Source organism: Falsirhodobacter algicola (assembly GCF_018279165.1).
Classification (GTDB): domain Bacteria; phylum Pseudomonadota; class Alphaproteobacteria; order Rhodobacterales; family Rhodobacteraceae; genus Falsirhodobacter; species Falsirhodobacter algicola.
Genome location: NZ_CP047289.1, coordinates 656,810 through 674,077 on the forward strand (window position 1 = coordinate 656,810; position 17,268 = coordinate 674,077).

Genomic DNA, 17,268 nt, shown 5'->3' on the forward strand with positions numbered 1-17,268 from the left:
GAAGACGTTGTAATCGCTGGGCCGCGCAGTCATATAGGAACAAGACAAGAACATCGGCACGATTGCCCGTGACCGGTAGCTGTGCGAAAAGGAACTGCGTATGGCGACGGCGAACCTTTTTGATTTGGACGGAAAGCGCGACATGGATAAGGCAAAGGCGCTGGAAAGCGCATTGGCACAGATCGAACGGCAATTCGGCAAGGGCTCGATCATGAAGCTCGGGCAGGACAATGCCGTGCTGGATGTGGAGGCGACTTCGACCGGGTCGCTCGGTCTCGACATCGCGCTCGGGATCGGCGGGCTGCCCAAGGGCCGCATCGTGGAGATCTATGGCCCCGAAAGCTCGGGCAAGACCACGCTGACGCTGCATGTCGTCGCCGAGGAACAGAAAAAGGGCGGCGTCTGCGCCTTTGTGGATGCCGAGCACGCGCTCGATCCGGCCTATGCCAAGAAGCTGGGCGTGAACCTCGACGAGCTGCTGATCTCGCAGCCCGATACGGGCGAGCAGGCGCTGGAAATCGTGGATACGCTGGTCCGCTCGGGCGCGGTGAACCTGATCGTCGTCGACTCGGTGGCGGCGCTGACGCCGAAATCCGAGATCGAAGGCGATATGGGCGACATGCAGATGGGCAGCCAAGCCCGTCTGATGAGCCAAGCGATGCGCAAGCTGACCGCCTCCATCGGGCGCAGCAATTGCATGGTGATCTTCATCAACCAGATCCGCATGAAGATCGGCGTGATGTTCGGCTCTCCCGAGACGACGACGGGCGGCAACGCGCTGAAGTTCTACGCCTCGGTCCGGCTCGACATCCGCCGCACCGGTTCGATCAAGGACCGGGACGAGGTGATCGGCAACTCCACTCGCGTGAAGGTCGTCAAGAACAAGGTCGCGCCGCCCTTCAAGGAGGTGGAGTTCGACATCATGTATGGCGAAGGCATCTCCAAGCTTGGGGAGTTGGTCGATCTGGGCGTGAAGGCCGGCGTCGTCGAGAAGTCGGGGTCGTGGTATTCCTTCGGCGACGAACGGATCGGGCAGGGGCGCGAGAATGCCAAGCAATTCCTGCGCAACAACCCGCAGGTCGCCCGCTCCATCGAGGACAAGGTTCGCGCCACGCACGGGCTCGATCTCAGCTTCAATCCCGGCACGGACGACCTGATGGAGGAGTGAGCCCTTGTTGCACGGGGCGTCAGGGGGTAAACGGGTCGGGATGACAGAACAGGGGCCAGAATGCCGTCGCTGAACGATATCCGATCCACCTTCCTCGATTTCTTTGCGCGCAACGGGCATACCGTTGTGCCGTCGAGTCCCCTGGTCCCGCGCAACGATCCGACGCTGATGTTCGCCAATTCCGGCATGGTGCAGTTCAAGAACTGCTTCACCGGGGATGAGCGGCGCGATTACGTCCGGGCGACGTCGGCGCAGAAATGCGTGCGCGCCGGCGGTAAGCACAACGACCTCGACAATGTCGGCTATACCGCGCGGCACCACACGTTCTTTGAGATGCTGGGCAACTTTAGCTTCGGTGATTATTTCAAGGAACAGGCGATCCCGCTGGCGTGGGAACTGCTGACAAAGGATTTCGACATTCCGAAGGACCGTCTTCTGGTGACGGTCTATCACACGGATGACGAGGCGGCGGAGCTGTGGAAGAAGGTCGCCGGTCTGACGGATGATCGCATCATCCGCATTCCCACCAACGACAACTTCTGGATGATGGGGCCGACCGGTCCCTGCGGCCCCTGCACCGAGATCTTCTTCGATCACGGCGATAAGATCTGGGGCGGCCCGCCCGGTTCCCCCGACGAGGATGGCGATCGCTTCATCGAGATCTGGAACCTCGTGTTCATGCAGAACGAGCAGTTCGCGGATGGCAGCATGCGCGCGCTCGATATGCAGTCGATCGACACCGGCATGGGGCTGGAGCGGATCGGCGCGCTGCTGCAAGGCAAGCACGACAACTACGACACCGATCTGATGCGCAGCCTGATCGAGGCGAGCGCGCAGGCGACCTCGACCGATCCGGACGGGCCGGGCAAGACGCATCACCGCGTGATCGCGGACCATCTGCGTTCCACTTCCTTCCTGATCGCGGACGGTGTGATGCCCTCGAACGAGGGGCGCGGCTATGTGCTGCGCCGGATCATGCGCCGCGCGATGCGTCATGCCCATCAGTTGGGCGCACAGGACCCGCTGATGCACCGCCTCGTGCCGGCGCTGGTGCGGCAGATGGGCGCCGCCTATCCCGAGCTTGGCCAAGGTCAGGCCATGATCGAAGAGACGCTGCGTCAGGAGGAGACGAAGTTCCGCCAGACGCTGGAGCGTGGTCTGCGGCTGCTGGATGACGAACTTGCCGAGTTGCCCGAAGGGGCCGCGCTGCCCGGCGCGTCGGCCTTCAAGCTCTATGACACCTACGGCTTCCCGCTGGATCTGACGCAAGACGCGCTGCGCGAGCAGGGCCGCAGCGTCGATACCGAGGGCTTCGATGCCGCGATGGCCGAACAGAAAGCCAAGGCGCGCGCCGCTTGGTCCGGTTCGGGCGAAACGAAAGACGCCGCGATCTGGTTCGAGCTTGCCGATCAGTTCGAGGCGACGGAGTTCCTCGGCTACGACACCGAAACGGCGGAAGGTCAGCTTCAGGCCATCGTGCAAGGCGGCGCTTCGGTTCCGGCCGCGACGGCTGGGCAAAGCGTGCAGATCGTGCTGAACCAGACCCCATTCTACGGCGAGGCGGGCGGTCAGGTCGGTGACAGCGGGACGCTGACGACCGAAACCGGCACCGCACGCATCACCGACACCAAGCGCAGCCAAGGCCTGTTCCTCCATTCCGCCGAGGTGACGGAGGGTGAGATCCGCGCCGGTCAGGGCGCGCAGCTCGTCGTCGATCACGCCCGCCGCACGGCGATCCGCGCGAACCATTCGGCGACGCACCTGCTGAACGAAGCGCTGCGGCGCGTGCTCGGCGATCACGTCGCGCAGCGGGGCAGCTTGAACGCGCCGGACCGTCTGCGCTTCGACTTCAGCCACACCAAGGGGCTGACGGCGGAGGAGCTTGCGGCGGTGGAGGCCGAAGTCAACGCGATGATCCGCCAGAACGACGCGGTCGTGACGCGGGTGATGTCGCCCGACGATGCCCGTGCCCTCGGCGCGCAGGCGCTGTTCGGCGAGAAATACGGCGACGAGGTTCGCGTCGTCTCGATGGGGCTGCTGGATGGTTCGGGCAAGGGTGCCGATGGGCGTACCTACAGCCTCGAACTTTGCGGCGGGACGCATGTCACCCGTCTGGGCGAAGTGGGCCTGTTCGTTCTGCTGAGCGACTCGGCCTCCTCGGCTGGGGTGCGGCGGATCGAGGCGCTGACCGGCGAAGGCGCGCTGATCTATCTGTCCGAGCAGGTGAAACGCCTGTCGGAAGTGGCCGCGCTGCTGAAGGCAGCCCCGGCGGATGTGGTGGACCGGACGCGCGCCCTCGTGGAGGAACGCCGTGCCCTGACCAACGAGGTTGCGCAGCTAAAACGCGACGCCGCCATGGCGAGCGCCGATGAAGAAGCGCGCGACATCGGTGGAATGCGTTTCCTGTCGCGGATCGTGCAGGACGTTCCGGGCAAAGAGCTTCCGGGCCTTGTCGATGAGATGAAGGCCAAGATCGGCTCGGGTGCGGTGCTGCTGATTTCCGACACGGGCGGCAAGGCGGCGCTGGCGGCGGGTGTGACGGCGGATCTGACGGATCGGCTTTCGGCCGTGACGCTGGTGAAGGCTGCGGCCGAGGCGCTTGGCGGCAAGGGCGGCGGCGGTCGTCCCGATATGGCGCAGGCCGGTGCGGCGGATGCCTCGCAGGCCGAAGCGGCGGTGAAAGCCGTCGAACACCTGCTGGAGGGTTGAATGTCCGCTCTTTGGATCGCCCATATCGATGTGACCGATCCGGACAGCTATGCGCTTTATGCGCAGGCGGCCGGGCCGGCCATCGCCGCGCATGGCGGCGTGTTCCTGCATCGCAGCGGCACCTATGTGCAGCTTGAAGGGAATGAGCGGAAGCGCAATGTCGTCATCCGCTTCCCGTCGCTGGAGGCGGCGGTGACGTGCTACGAGTCGGAGGCCTATCAGGCTGCGCTGACCCATGCACGGGGTGCGTCGGTGCGCGATCTCGTCGTCGTCGAAGAGATCGCCTGATCGCTACAGACCATTGGATCGAATGAAAAAGGCGCCCCGTGGGGCGCCTTTCTTTTATTGGTTGGACGAACGCGACTGGCGCTTACGCTCATGCGGGTCGAGGTAACGCTTGCGCAGACGAACGGCTTTCGGCGTCACTTCCACCAGTTCGTCATCGTCGATATAGGCGATCGCTTGTTCCAGCGACATGCGCACCGGCGGCGTCAGGCGGACGGCTTCATCCGTGCCGGAGGCGCGGACGTTGGTCAGCTTCTTGCCCTTCAGCGGGTTCACCTCGAGGTCATTCTCGCGCGAATGCTCGCCGATGATCATACCTTCGTAGACGGGTTCCTGCGGGTTGATGAAGAGATGGCCACGCTCTTCGAGGTTCCACAGCGCATAGGGAACAGCCGTGCCATTCTCCATGGAGATCAGGACGCCCACGCGGCGGCCTTCGATCGGACCTTTATGCGGGGCCCATTCGTGGAACACACGGTTCAGAACGCCCGTGCCGCGCGTGTCGGTCAAGAATTGGCCGTGATAGCCGATCAGACCGCGCGAGGGGACATGCGCGATGATCCGGGTTTTCCCGGCACCTGCGGGCTTCATCTCCACCAGATCGCCTTTGCGGGCGCCGGTCAGTTTCTCGATCACGGCGCCGGTGAATTCGTCATCCACGTCGATGGTGACTTCTTCGATCGGCTCCAGACGCTGACCGTCCTCTTCGCGGAACAGAACGCGCGGGCGGGCGATCGACAGTTCGAACCCTTCGCGGCGCATGTTCTCGATCAGAACGCCCATCTGAAGTTCGCCGCGGCCGGCAACATCGAACGCTTCGCCGCCGGGGGTGTCGGTGATGCGGATGGCGACGTTGACCTCGGCTTCCTTCATCAGCCGCTCACGGATGACGCGGGACTGTACCTTGTTGCCGTCTTTGCCGGCCAGGGGCGAATCGTTGATGCCGAAGGTCACGGAAATGGTCGGCGGATCGATGGGCTGGGCCGGGATCGCAGCATCGACTTCCAGGGCGCAAAGCGTGTCGGCCACGGTCGCCTTGGTCATACCGGCGAGGGTGACGATGTCGCCCGCTTCGCCCACGTCGATGGGGTTTTGCGACAGACCACGGAAGGCCAGCACCTTGGACACGCGGAACTGCTCTACACGCTCACCATCGCGCGACAGGGCCTTCAGCGTATCGCCAGCCTTCACGACGCCCGATTCGACACGGCCCGTCAGGATACGGCCGATGAACGGGTCGGCGGACAGGGTGGTGGCGAGCATCTGGAACGGCTCGGACCGACGCTCGAGCTGCTTCGGTGCCGGGACATGTTTCAGAACCAGATCGAACAGCGCCGACAGATCCTTGCGCGGGCCGTCGAGTTCCATATCGGCCCAGCCGGAACGGCCGGAGGCATACATCGCCGGGAAGTCGAGTTGTTCGTCATTGGCGCCGAGGTTGGCGAACAGGTCGAACACCTCGTCCAGCGCGCGGTCGGGCTCAGCATCGGGCTTGTCGACCTTGTTCAGTACCACAATCGGACGCAGGCCGAGGGCCAGCGCCTTGGAGGTCACGAACTTCGTCTGCGGCATCGGCCCTTCGGCGGCATCGACGAGCAGCACCACGCCGTCCACCATGCTCAGGATCCGCTCCACCTCGCCGCCGAAATCGGCGTGACCGGGGGTGTCGACGATGTTGATGCGGGAGCCGTTCCACTCCAGCGACGTGCATTTGGCGAGAATCGTAATGCCGCGCTCACGTTCGATGTCATTGCTGTCCATCGCGCGCTCGGCCACGGCTTGGTTATCCCGGAAGGCCCCCGATTGCTTCAGAAGCTCGTCCACCAGCGTGGTCTTGCCATGGTCGACGTGCGCGATGATCGCGATGTTGCGGAGTTCCATCCGGATGCCCTTTTGATGCTGCGCTGTCGCGATACACAAAAGGGGCGTAGAAGGCCAGCCCTCAATGCGTGGCGGCCGTCCTCAGCCGATGCCGAGGAAGGACAGGATGGCAACGACGATGACCACGAGGCCGACGAGATAAATGATGCTGTTCATGAGCTTCCTCCGTTCATGCGCCCAGTTGGCGCCCGGTGATCAACGGCGGAAGGGGGAGCCGGTTCCGTCCCCGCATGAAGAAGAAGGGCCCGGGATTTCTCCCAGGCCCCCATGGATCAGGACAGCGCCTTGTTCAGGTATTCGTCCACCTTCTCGAGGTAGCCCATCGTGGTCAGCCACTGCTGATCCGGACCGACGAGGAGCGCGAGGTCCTTCGTCATGAAGCCGTCTTCCACCGTCTGAACCGTCACACGCTCCAGCGTGGTGGCGAAGTTCAGCAGCGCCTCGTTGTTGTCCAGCTTGGCGCGGTGCTTCAGGCCACCCGTCCATGCGTAGATCGAGGCGATGGAGTTGGTCGAGGTCTCCTTGCCCTTCTGATGCTGGCGGAAGTGACGCGTGACGGTGCCGTGCGCGGCCTCGGCCTCCACGGTCTTTCCGTCCGGCGTCATCAGCACGGAGGTCATCAGGCCGAGCGAGCCGAAGCCCTGCGCCACGGTGTCCGACTGCACGTCGCCATCGTAGTTCTTGCAGGCCCAGACGTAACCGCCCGACCATTTCAGCGCCGAGGCGACCATGTCGTCGATCAGGCGGTGCTCGTAGTGGATGCCGGCCGCCTTGAACTTCTCTTCGAACTCTTCCTCGTAGACCTTCTGGAACAGGTCCTTGAAGCGGCCGTCATAGGCCTTGAGGATCGTGTTCTTGGTCGACAGATACACCGGCCAGCCTTTGACGAGGCCGTAGTTCATCGACGCGCGGGCGAAGTCGATGATCGATTCATCGAGGTTGTACATCGCCATCGTGACGCCCGAACCCGGAGCCTGGAAGACTTCCTTCTCGATCACCTCGCCGTCGTCGCCGACGAATTTGATCGACAGCTTGCCCTTGCCGGGGAAGCGGAAGTCCGTGGCGCGATACTGGTCGCCAAAGGCGTGACGGCCGACGACGACCGGCTGCGTCCAGCCCGGCACGAGGCGCGGGACGTTCTGGCAGATGATCGGCTCGCGGAAGATCACGCCGCCGAGGATGTTGCGGATCGTCCCGTTGGGCGAACGCCACATCTGCTTCAGGTTGAACTCTTCGACGCGCTGTTCGTCGGGCGTGATGGTCGCGCATTTGACGCCGACGCCGTATTGCTTGATCGCATGGGCCGCATCGACCGTGATCTGGTCGTCGGTGCGGTCACGCTCCTCGATGCCGAGGTCGTAGTATTTCAGGTCGACATCAAGATAGGGAAGGATCAGCTTCTTCTTGATGAAGTCCCAGATGATCCGGGTCATCTCGTCGCCGTCGAGCTCGACGACGGGGTTGGCTACCTTGATCTTCGACATGAGCTGTCCTCGGTGGTTGAAGGATTCGGGGGAAGGTTTAACGCGGGCGGCGGCGAAAGGAAAGTATGCAGAGGTATACGGTTCACGGCAGCAGGGGCAGGGCGCGCAGTCGGACCCAGTCCCAGACGGCCGGCAGGCCGCGGCGGATCTTCGCGCCGACGCGGCTGTCCAGTTGATCGACCGTTACACCGTATTCCTTCCACGAGCCGCCGTCATTGGCGATATTCTGCATGACGGGCTGCACACGATCGAGCGATTTGGCGAAGATCGCATCGGGCGTGGTGTTGGCTTCGAACTCATCCCAGAGCGCGCGGAACGCAGCGCCCTGATCGGGGGGCAGAAGGCCGAAGATGCGCGCGGCGGCGGCCTCCTCGGCGGCTTGCTGCGCATCGGAGGCATGGGCGGTGCCGCCGGCGGCGTGGATCGGCACGTCCCCGGCGTCGATCTCCACCAGATCGTGAAGGATCAGCATCCGCATCACGCGCGACAGATCGACATCGGCCGGGGCCTGATCGGCCAGCACCATCGCATAGAGCGCGAGGTGCCAGCTGTGCTCGGCCGAGTTTTCGCGGCGCGACCCATCGGTCAGCCGCCCGGCGCGCAGCACGGTCTTCAGGCGGTCCGCCTCTTGCAGGAACGAAAATTGCTGCGCAAGGCGGTCCGTCATCACCGGCTCGTCTCGCCGAGGCGGCGTTTCACATAGGTGCCGACGGTGTCGATCATCGGCTTCATATGCTGTTCATCGTCCTTAAAGAAGTGATCGGCACCCTCGATCACCTCATGGGTGATGGTGATGCCCTTTTGCTCGTGCAGTTTGTTCACGAGGCCGACGGTGTCCTTGGGCTGCGCCACGCGGTCGGCCGAACCGTTCACGATCAGGCCCGAGGACGGGCAGGGCGCGAGGAACGAGAAATCGTACATGTTCGCCGGGGGCGCGACCGACACGAACCCCGTGATCTCGGGGCGGCGCATCAGAAGCTGCATGCCGATCCAAGCACCGAAGCTGAACCCCGCGACCCAGCAATGCTTGGCGTTCTGGTTCATCGATTGCAGGTAATCGAGCGCCGAGGCCGCGTCCGACAGCTCTCCGATGCCCTGATCGTATTCGCCCTGCGACCGACCGACGCCGCGGAAGTTGAACCGCAGGACGGTGAACCCCAGATTGTAGAACGCGTAATGCAGGTTGTAGACGACGCGGTTGTTCATCGAGCCGCCGAACTGCGGATGCGGATGCAGCACGATGGCGATCGGCGCGTCGCGTTCCTTCTGCGGATGGTAGCGGCCTTCAAGACGGCCCTCGGGACCGGCGAAAATCACTTCGGGCATCATGGGCCTTCTTGTTGCGGGCAGGATCGCCCAAGTTTAGAATCGTTCCAAAAGGGCTTGACTTTTGCGCGCCCTTGGGGCTGGAAAGCAGTTAAGCGGCCAAGGGGCCAACGTCAATGTGAATGGGGCTTGTGGGATGAAACTCTCGACCAAGGGACGGTATGCGATGGTGGCGTTGGCGGACCTCGCGCTGCACCGAGGCGAGGTGCTGGTGTCGCTGGCGGAAATCTCGCGGCGGCAGGACATCTCCTTGCCCTATCTCGAACAGCTCTTCGTGAAGCTGCGCCGCGCTGGTCTGGTGGAGGCGGTGCGCGGCCCGGGCGGCGGCTATCGTCTGGCCCGCAGCCCCGACGCCATCCGCGTCAGCGAGATCATGGAGGCGGTCGAAGAGCATGTGAACGCCATGCGCAGCGGGGCCGGGGCCTCGGGCGGGGTGTCGGGCAGCCGGGCGCAATCCATGACGAACCGGCTCTGGGAAGGGCTTTCGGCGCATGTCTATGTCTTTTTGCATCAGACGCGGCTGTCGGATGTGGTGACGAACGGCATGGCGCCATGCCCGGCGGTTCCGGCCCTGTTCCGCGTGGTGGACGAGGAATGAACGGGCGCGTCTATCTCGATTGGAACGCCACGACGCCGCTACGCCCCGAGGCGCGGGCGGCGATGATCGGGGCGATGGATGTGGTGGGCAATCCGTCTTCGGTGCATGCCGAAGGGCGGGCGGCGAAGGCGCTGGTCGAAGGGGCGCGGGCGCAGGTCTCGGCGGCGCTCGGGGCGGATGGGGCGGATATCGTCTTCGTCTCCAGCGCGACGGAGGCGGCGGCGCTGGCCTGTGCGGGCCGGGGGCTGTCCTGTTCGGATGTGGAGCATGAGGCCGTTTCAGCGTGGTGCGATGCCTCGCTGCCCACGGATGCGAACGGGATCGTGACGGTGGCCGATCCGGCGCGCAGCGCGCTGCAACTCGCCAATTCCGAAACGGGGATCGTGCAGGTGCTGCCGTCCGGTCTTGCCGTCGCGGATCTGACGCAGGCCTTCGGAAAGCTGCCCCTCGCGTTCAACTGGCTGGGCTGCGACATGGCGCTGGTGTCGGCGCACAAGCTGGGCGGGCCGAAGGGCGTCGGCGCTCTGGTGATCCGGCGCGGCCTTGATGTCCCGGCGCAGCTGAAGGGCGGCGGGCAGGAGATGGGGCGCCGTGCGGGCACCGAGAATATCCTTGGCATCGCAGGCTTCGGCGCGGCGGCCGAGGCGGCCTCGCGCGACCTTGCGGATGGCGTCTGGGAGCGTGTGGCAGAAATTAGAAACATTCTTGAAAGTGCATTGTCTGCGGACGGGAATATGACTATTTCAGTCGGCAAGGACGGTTCGCGTCTGCCGAACACCCTGTGTCTCGTCACCTCCGGTTGGAAGGGAGAGACGCAGGTCATGCAGATGGACTTGGCCGGGTTCGCCATATCGGCAGGATCGGCCTGTTCGAGCGGAAAGGTCCGGCAGAGCCGGGTTTTGCGCGCCATGGGCCTGAACGAGGTGGATGCCTCGTCGGCGGTGCGCGTCTCGCTCGGACCGGATGTGACACAGGATCAGGCGCTTCGGTTCGCGGACGCCTGGTCGAAGGCACGGTCGCGGCATCTTGCCCGCGCCGCGTGAATGGAGAAGAGAATGGCTTTGGAAGATACGCTGCCCGAGATCGAAGTGCGCGAGGGTGTTGATCGCGAGACGATCGAGACCGTGCAGGCCATGGCCGGCAAGTATAAGTACGGCTGGGAAACCGAAATCGAGATGGATTTCGCGCCGAAGGGCTTGAACGAGGATATCGTTCGCCTGATTTCGGCGAAGAACGACGAACCGGAATGGATGACCGAATGGCGTCTGGCCGCCTATCGCCGCTGGGTCGAGATGGTCGAGCCGCGTTGGGCGATGGTCGATTATCCGGAGATCGACTATCAGGACATCTATTACTACGCCAAGCCCAAGAGCATGGACGTGAAGCCGAAGTCGCTGGACGAGGTCGATCCCAAGCTGCTGGCCACCTATGAAAAGCTGGGTATTCCGCTGAAGGAACAGGCGCTGCTTGCCGGTGTGGAAGGGGCGGATGCGCCCAAACCCGTGGCCGTGGACGCGGTGTTCGACAGCGTGTCGGTTGGCACGACCTTCAAGGCGGAACTGGCCAAGGCGGGCGTGATCTTCTGCTCCATCTCCGAGGCGATCCGCGAATACCCGGAACTGGTGAAGAAATACATCGGCTCGGTCGTGCCGCAGTCGGACAACTTCTTCGCCACGCTGAACTCGGCAGTCTTCTCGGACGGCTCGTTCGTCTATATCCCCGAGGGCGTGAAATGCCCGATGGAACTGTCGACCTATTTCCGCATCAACGCGGAAAACACGGGGCAGTTCGAACGGACGCTGATCGTGGCCGAGAAGGGGTCCTACGTCTCCTATCTCGAAGGTTGCACCGCGCCCAAGCGCGATACGAACCAGCTTCACGCCGCCGTGGTGGAGATCGTCGTCCAAGAGGATGCCGAGGTGAAGTATTCCACCGTTCAGAACTGGTTCCCCGGTGACGAGGACGGCAAGGGCGGCATCTACAACTTCGTCACCAAGCGCGCCGATTGCCGTGGCGACCGGGCCAAGGTGATGTGGACGCAGGTGGAAACGGGTTCGGCGGTGACGTGGAAATACCCGTCCTGCATCCTGCGCGGCAATGAAAGCCAAGGCGAGTTCTATTCCATCGCCATCGCCAACAATGCCCAGCAGGCCGATACCGGCACCAAGATGATCCACCTCGGCAAGAACACGCGTTCGCGGATCGTGTCGAAGGGCATTTCGGCGGGCCGGGCGCAGAACACCTATCGCGGTCAGGTCACGATGCACCCGCGCGCGACCGACAGCCGGAACTACACCCAGTGCGACAGTCTGCTGATCGGCGATCAGTGCGGCGCACATACGGTTCCGTATATCGAGGTGAAGAACAACTCGTCCCGCGTGGAGCATGAGGCGACAACATCCAAGGTGGATGACGACCAGCTGTTCTACTGCCGCTCGCGCGGGATGGACGAAGAGGAAGCCGTGGCCCTGGTGGTGAACGGTTTCTGCAAGGAGGTGCTGCAAGCGCTTCCGATGGAATTTGCCATGGAGGCACAGGCGCTGGTCGCCATCAGCCTCGAAGGCTCTGTGGGCTAAGGACAAGAATATGCTTAAGATCAACAACCTGCACGTCAAACTTGAAGAGGAGGAGAAGGTCATTCTCCGCGGTGTGGACCTCGAGGTCGAAGCCGGCAAGGTGCATGCGATCATGGGGCCGAACGGCTCGGGCAAGTCCACGCTGTCCTATGTGCTGTCGGGCCGCGACGGCTATGAAGTGACGGACGGTTCCGCGACGCTGGATGGCGAGGAACTGCTGGAGATGGAGCCCGAGGAACGCGCCGCGGCCGGTCTGTTCCTGGCCTTCCAATACCCGGTGGAGATCCCCGGCGTCGGCAACATGACCTTCCTGCGCACCGCGCTGAACGCACAGCGCAAGGCGCGCGGCGAAGAGGAAGTGTCGGCTGCCGATTTCCTGAAGCTGGTGCGCGAAAAGGCCGCGAGCCTGAAGATCGACGCCGACATGATGAAGCGCCCGGTCAACGTGGGCTTCTCCGGCGGTGAGAAGAAGCGCAACGAAATCCTGCAGATGGCGCTGCTGGAGCCGAAGATGTGCGTTCTCGATGAGACCGACTCGGGCCTCGACGTGGATGCCATGAAGCTGGTCGCCGATGGCGTGAACGCGCTGCGCAACGAAGGCCGGTCCTTCCTCGTCATCACGCACTACCAGCGCCTGCTGGACCATATCAAACCGGACGTCGTCCACATCATGGCCAATGGCCGCATCGTCCTGACGGGCGGGCCGGAGCTGGCGCTCGAAGTGGAGAAGAACGGCTACACCGACATTCTGGCGGGGGTGGAATGATGACGCTGCCGCAGGCGAAACTCGACATTCTGTCGGCACGGATCGCGGGGCTGCATTTCCCCTCGACCGGCTGGCAGGGCAAGGCACGCGGGGCGGCGCTGGAACGGCTGACGGCGATGGGGCTTCCCGGTCGTCGTGACGAATACTGGCGCTATACCGATCCGGCAAAGCTGCTGGCCCCCGAGGTCGACGCCGACACCGCCAAGGGTGAGGTTGCCTTCGATGCGACCGACGCCCTGAAGGTGGTGTTCATGGATGGTGTGTTCGACGCGGACGCGTCGGATGATCTGTCCCTCGCCGGGGTGGAGATCGCGCGTCTGGCCGATGCCGTGACGGATCTGCACTGGGCGGGCGAGCTCTACGGCTCTCTGGAAACCGCAGGTCAGACCCCGGTCGCGCGTCCGTTCGCGGCGCTCGCCACGGCTTTTGCCACGGACGGGCTGCTGATCCGTGTGACGGGCAAGGCCGAACGCCCGGTGGCACTGGTTTATCGTTCCGAATCCAATGTTTCCGACGTGATCCTGCATCACTGTGTGAAGCTGGAGGAAGGCGCCGAGATGACGCTGCTGGAAAGCGGCGACGGCGGTGCGCGTCTGCTGACGAACCTCGAGGTGGACGTAGCCAAAGGCGCGCGCTTCCACCATGTGCGTGCGCAGGGCCGCAGCGAGAACCGCCGCGTGAACACGCATATCTTCGCGCGTATCGCCGAAGAGGCGCTGTTCAAATCCTTCACGGCGTCGATCAACGGCGTGATGACCCGGAACGAGGCGGTGCTCGACATCGCCGGTGACGATGCCATCGCGCATGTGGCCGGTGCCACCGTCGGCGACGGGTCGGACTTCCACCACGACGATACGGTGTTCATCACCCATGCGGCGGAACGCTGCGAAAGCCGTCAGGTCTATAAGAAGGTCCTGAAGAACGGCGCGACGGGTGTGTTCCAAGGCAAGATCCTTGTGAAGCCGGGCGCGCAGAAGACCGACGGTTATCAGATCAGCCAAAGCCTGCTTCTGGACGGGGACAGCCAGTTCCTCGCCAAGCCGGAGCTGGAAATCTATGCCGACGACGTGAAATGCTCGCACGGTTCGACCTCGGGTGCGATCGACGAAACGGCGCTCTTCTATCTCCGCTCGCGCGGGGTGCCGCAGCGCCGTGCGCAATCGCTGCTGGTGCTGGCCTTCCTCGCCGAAGCGCTGGCCGAGATCGAGGATGACGTTCTGGCCGAAGATCTGCGTCTGCGGCTCGAAACTTGGCTCGACCGGCACGAGGGGTGAGGATGTCGCGAGGACTGCTGTCGCTGGTGGCGCAATCGGTGCAGGACCCGAGAGCCGGTCTTCGCGCGATCCTTGATCTGGAACCGGACGCGGGAGAGCGGGGCGCCTTCGTCGGCGTCGCCGCGATCCTGCCGACGCTTCTGATCTTTCTGACGCTGGGGCTTGCTGGGCAGGCCCCGGCGATTTTGCCTGTCAGCCCGCTCGCGCTGCTGCTGGTGCAGGGCGGCGCGCTTTTGTTCATGTCGGCGCTGGCCTTCGGGGTCGGCCGCTGGCGCGGGGGCAGGGGTTCCTTCGCCGATTGCGTTCTGATGCTGTCTTGGCTTCAGATCGTCATGGTGGCGGTGCAGGCGGGCCTTCTGGTCGTGGAAATCGCGCTTCCGCCGCTGGGTCCAGTGATCGGCATTCTGGCCATGGTGCTGATGCTGTGGCTGCTGACCAACTTCCTTATGGAGGTGCACGGTTTCACCCATCGCGGCCTCGTGCTGGTGTCCATCATCGGGACCACGCTCGGGGCGTCGATCGTTCTGGGCATCATCACCTCGCTTTTCATGGGGCCGACCAATGTATGACGTCGATGCGGTGCGCCGCGATTTTCCGATCCTGTCGCGGCAGGTGAACGGCAAGCCTCTGGTCTATTTGGACAACGGCGCATCGGCGCAGAAGCCGAAGGCCGTCATCGACGCGATCACCGAGGCGTATTCCAACGAATATGCCAACGTGCATCGCGGCCTCCACTTCCTATCCAACGCCGCGACCGATCGTTACGAAGCAGTTCGGGGCGTCGTTGCTAAGTTCCTGAACGTCCGCGATCCGTCGAGCATCGTGCACACCACCGGCTCCACCCAAGGGATCAACATGATCTCCTATGGTTGGGCCGCGCCGCGGCTTGAGGCCGGGGATGAGATCGTGCTGTCGGTGCTGGAACATCACGCCAATATCGTGCCGTGGCATTTCCTGCGCGAACGTTCGGGCGTGGTGCTGCGGTGGGTCGAATGTGACGCGGACGGCCATCTGGATCCGCAGGCGGTGCTGGACGCGATCGGTCCGCGCACGAAGCTGATTGCAGTGACACATATGTCGAACGTGACGGGATCGGTCGTGGATGTCGCGGCGATCTGCGCCGGTGCGCGCGAGCAGGGGGTTCGGGTCCTTGTCGATGGTTCGCAGGCGGCGGTGCATATGCCGGTGGACGTGGAGGCGATCGGTTGCGATTTCTACGCGATCACCGGCCATAAACTCTATGGGCCGAGCGGGTCGGGTGCGATCTATATCCGGCCTGAGCGCTTGGCCGAGATGCAGCCCTTCATGGGCGGCGGCGATATGATCGACACCGTGACGCGCGATACCGTGACCTATGCGAAACCGCCGATGCGGTTCGAGGCAGGCACGCCCGGCATCGTTCCGCAGATCGGCTTTGCGGTGGCGCTGAACTACATGTCCTCGCTCGGAATGGAGAATATCGCCGCGCATGAGCGTCGTTTGCGGGATGTCGCGCGCGCGAAACTCGATGCGCTTGGCTGGGTGCGGGTGCAGGGGAATACGCCGGACAAGGGCGCGATCTTCTCGTTCACGCTGGATGGCGCGGCCCATGCCCATGATATCTCGACGGTTCTCGATCAGCGCGGTATCGCGGTCCGGGCCGGCACGCATTGCGCTTTGCCGCTGCTGAGCCATCTGGGCGTCGGCGCGACCTGCCGTGCGAGTTTCGGCCTCTACAACACCGAGGCGGAAATCGATGCGCTCGTCTCTGCGTTGGAACTGTGTCACGAACTTTTCGCGTGACTGATGTCTTGCCACGGTCTCGCGCGCCTGCTAGAGACCGCTGCAGGCACCCGTAGCTCAGCTGGATAGAGCGTCGCCCTCCGAAGGCGAAGGCCACACGTTCGAATCGTGTCGGGTGCGCCAATATTCTCATACAATTATTGGTTAGATGAGGCGCGGATCATACCGCGCCTTTGTCATGCGATCCGTGGCGATCATCTGACATGTGGGATCGCGCTATGACCCGAAAAAGGACGATGTGCTCACTGCGGTGAGGGCGTTTTCCACCGCGCGGTGGATCCGGAGTATATCGGTTCGAGCCTGAACGGATCCATTCGACTGGGATGCTATTCTACAGCCAAGCAACCCACGCTGTACCTCAGTTCATCGCCCGAGAGTGTTGAAGCTGTCATGAAGGCGCATACGCGCGAACGAAAGAAGCCTTCGTCATGGGACTTGAGCGATCCGCTTACCAGCACAGCTTATCGACTGATTATCCGGAAAGAGGCGACAAGCCTGCCGTGATGAATGAAGTTACTAATCTATATTATGTGACTTACTTGTCTGCCCAAGTAGCAAACTGACTAATAACTCAGTTCAACACGGCCGCCTGAAGAATATCCCCCGGGCCGGGTTTCTGAAGCAGCACGACCAGCTTTCCATCCGTCGGCGCATCGATCTCGGCCGTCAGCGGCGTGCTGCCATTCCAATCTTGGATCGCCGTCCATTCGGTGACGATGTTGCGATAGACGATGCTGCGCCCTGCATTCTCTCCGGTGCGGATGTCGACCTCGGCCTCGGGGGTGTAATGGACGGCGATCACGCGCACCGGCTGCGGGAACGGGCGTTCGGCAGTGGCGGCGACCTGCACCGTCGTCCCCTCGCGCGTCAGGTTCAGCGATACGCCGCCATCATCGGCGCTGTGGCGGCTGACGAGTTCGGTGATCATCTGCGGCTGCGTCCCCTCGACCCGGTCCTGACCGTCCACGATGAATTGCGGCGTATAGAGCGTGCGGCTGCCGGCAGCCCGCGCATAGGCCTTTTGGCGATCGGTGAATGCGGGTTTGGCGAAACTGTCGGCCCAGCCGATATAGTCCCAGTAATCGACATGCAGCGACAGCGCGATGATGCGCGGGTCCTGAACCAGCTCTTCCAGCAGCGCGTCGGCCGCCGGACAGGCCGAACAGCCCTGCGAGGTGAACAGCTCCACCACCACGGCCGATGTGGACTGGGCATGTGCCGTCCCGGCAAACCCCAGCGTCAGGCCGCACAAGGCACCGGCAAATCCACGCATTGTCAGATCCTTTCCTTTGGGGTGGTTTTAAGCGCGCAACGCGCGTCATGCCAATCAACGATTTGCGAGAAACCCATTATACGATTGGGTATGGCGTTTCGGCATACATTCGTATACCACTGTCGCTGAGTCTTGCACCGCGCAGC

General features: G+C 63.3%; 15 protein-coding genes and 1 tRNA gene. 11 read left to right on the forward strand and 5 right to left on the reverse strand.

From position 1 onward, the window contains the following. Positions 1-100: 100 nt before the first annotated feature. The 3 genes from recA to GR316_RS03385 are packed head-to-tail and all read left to right on the forward strand — an operon-like array spanning position 101 to position 4,165. Positions 101-1,168: a recombinase RecA gene (gene recA / locus GR316_RS03375; RefSeq protein ID WP_211784644.1), complete on the forward strand. Its 1,068-nt coding sequence runs from the start codon at positions 101-103 to the stop codon at positions 1,166-1,168. Positions 1,169-1,228: 60 nt separating this feature from the next. After that, positions 1,229-3,877, forward strand: a complete 2,649-nt coding sequence (alaS, locus tag GR316_RS03380) for an alanine--tRNA ligase (RefSeq protein ID WP_211784645.1) — start codon at positions 1,229-1,231, stop codon at positions 3,875-3,877. After that, a complete protein-coding gene (locus GR316_RS03385; protein WP_211784646.1) occupies positions 3,878-4,165 on the forward strand; it encodes a DUF1330 domain-containing protein in 288 nt (95 codons plus the stop codon). It begins immediately after the preceding gene. A 54-nt stretch (positions 4,166-4,219) separates the two neighbouring features. On the opposite strand, the gene typA is transcribed toward GR316_RS03385, so the two are convergent. The 4 genes from typA to GR316_RS03405 form a co-directional block, all read right to left on the reverse strand. After that, positions 4,220-6,043: a translational GTPase TypA gene (gene typA, locus GR316_RS03390; protein WP_211784647.1), complete on the reverse strand. Its 1,824-nt coding sequence runs from the start codon at positions 6,041-6,043 to the stop codon at positions 4,220-4,222. A 272-nt stretch (positions 6,044-6,315) separates the two neighbouring features. Further along, complete coding sequence (locus GR316_RS03395) at positions 6,316-7,527, reverse strand: NADP-dependent isocitrate dehydrogenase (RefSeq protein ID WP_211784648.1); 1,212 nt, start codon at positions 7,525-7,527, stop codon at positions 6,316-6,318. Positions 7,528-7,609: 82 nt separating this feature from the next. Further along, complete coding sequence (locus tag GR316_RS03400) at positions 7,610-8,194, reverse strand: HD domain-containing protein (RefSeq protein WP_211784649.1); 585 nt, start codon at positions 8,192-8,194, stop codon at positions 7,610-7,612. Continuing rightward, a complete protein-coding gene (locus GR316_RS03405; RefSeq protein WP_211785090.1) occupies positions 8,194-8,853 on the reverse strand; it encodes an alpha/beta hydrolase in 660 nt (219 codons plus the stop codon). Before GR316_RS03405 ends, GR316_RS03400 begins: the two co-directional genes overlap by 1 nt. A 136-nt stretch (positions 8,854-8,989) precedes the next feature. Between GR316_RS03405 and iscR the strand changes: the two genes are divergently transcribed. From iscR to GR316_RS03445, 8 genes are all read left to right on the forward strand, one after another. Beyond that, positions 8,990-9,451, forward strand: a complete 462-nt coding sequence (gene iscR / locus GR316_RS03410; protein ID WP_211784650.1) for a Fe-S cluster assembly transcriptional regulator IscR — start codon at positions 8,990-8,992, stop codon at positions 9,449-9,451. Further along, positions 9,448-10,494, forward strand: a complete 1,047-nt coding sequence (locus GR316_RS03415; RefSeq protein WP_211784651.1) for a cysteine desulfurase family protein — start codon at positions 9,448-9,450, stop codon at positions 10,492-10,494. Before iscR ends, GR316_RS03415 begins: the two co-directional genes overlap by 4 nt. Positions 10,495-10,506: 12 nt before the next feature. After that, positions 10,507-12,027, forward strand: a complete 1,521-nt coding sequence (gene sufB / locus GR316_RS03420) for a Fe-S cluster assembly protein SufB (protein WP_211784652.1) — start codon at positions 10,507-10,509, stop codon at positions 12,025-12,027. Positions 12,028-12,037: 10 nt separating this feature from the next. Further along, entirely contained in the window at positions 12,038-12,793 is a 756-nt protein-coding gene (gene sufC, locus GR316_RS03425) for a Fe-S cluster assembly ATPase SufC (protein WP_211784653.1), read from the forward strand. After that, positions 12,793-14,067, forward strand: coding sequence for a SufB/SufD family protein (locus GR316_RS03430; protein ID WP_211785091.1), 1,275 nt, complete (start codon positions 12,793-12,795; stop codon positions 14,065-14,067). The genes sufC and GR316_RS03430 overlap by 1 nt, the downstream gene beginning before the upstream one ends. Before the next feature lie 2 nt (positions 14,068-14,069). Beyond that, a complete protein-coding gene (locus GR316_RS03435; RefSeq protein ID WP_211784654.1) occupies positions 14,070-14,636 on the forward strand; it encodes a YIP1 family protein in 567 nt (188 codons plus the stop codon). Then, the gene (locus GR316_RS03440) at positions 14,629-15,849 is read left to right on the forward strand and encodes a cysteine desulfurase (RefSeq protein ID WP_211784655.1); all 1,221 of its coding nucleotides are present in this window, start codon (positions 14,629-14,631) and stop codon (positions 15,847-15,849) included. The genes GR316_RS03435 and GR316_RS03440 overlap by 8 nt, the downstream gene beginning before the upstream one ends. A gap of 46 nt (positions 15,850-15,895) precedes the next feature. Further along, positions 15,896-15,972 (forward strand) — tRNA-Arg (locus tag GR316_RS03445). A gap of 448 nt (positions 15,973-16,420) precedes the next feature. Here GR316_RS03445 and GR316_RS03450 read toward each other — a convergent pair. Beyond that, positions 16,421-17,122 carry a DUF1223 domain-containing protein gene (locus GR316_RS03450; protein ID WP_211784656.1) on the reverse strand — a complete coding sequence of 234 codons (702 nt, stop codon included), beginning with the start codon at positions 17,120-17,122 and terminating at the stop codon, positions 16,421-16,423. Positions 17,123-17,268: the final 146 nt, after the last annotated feature.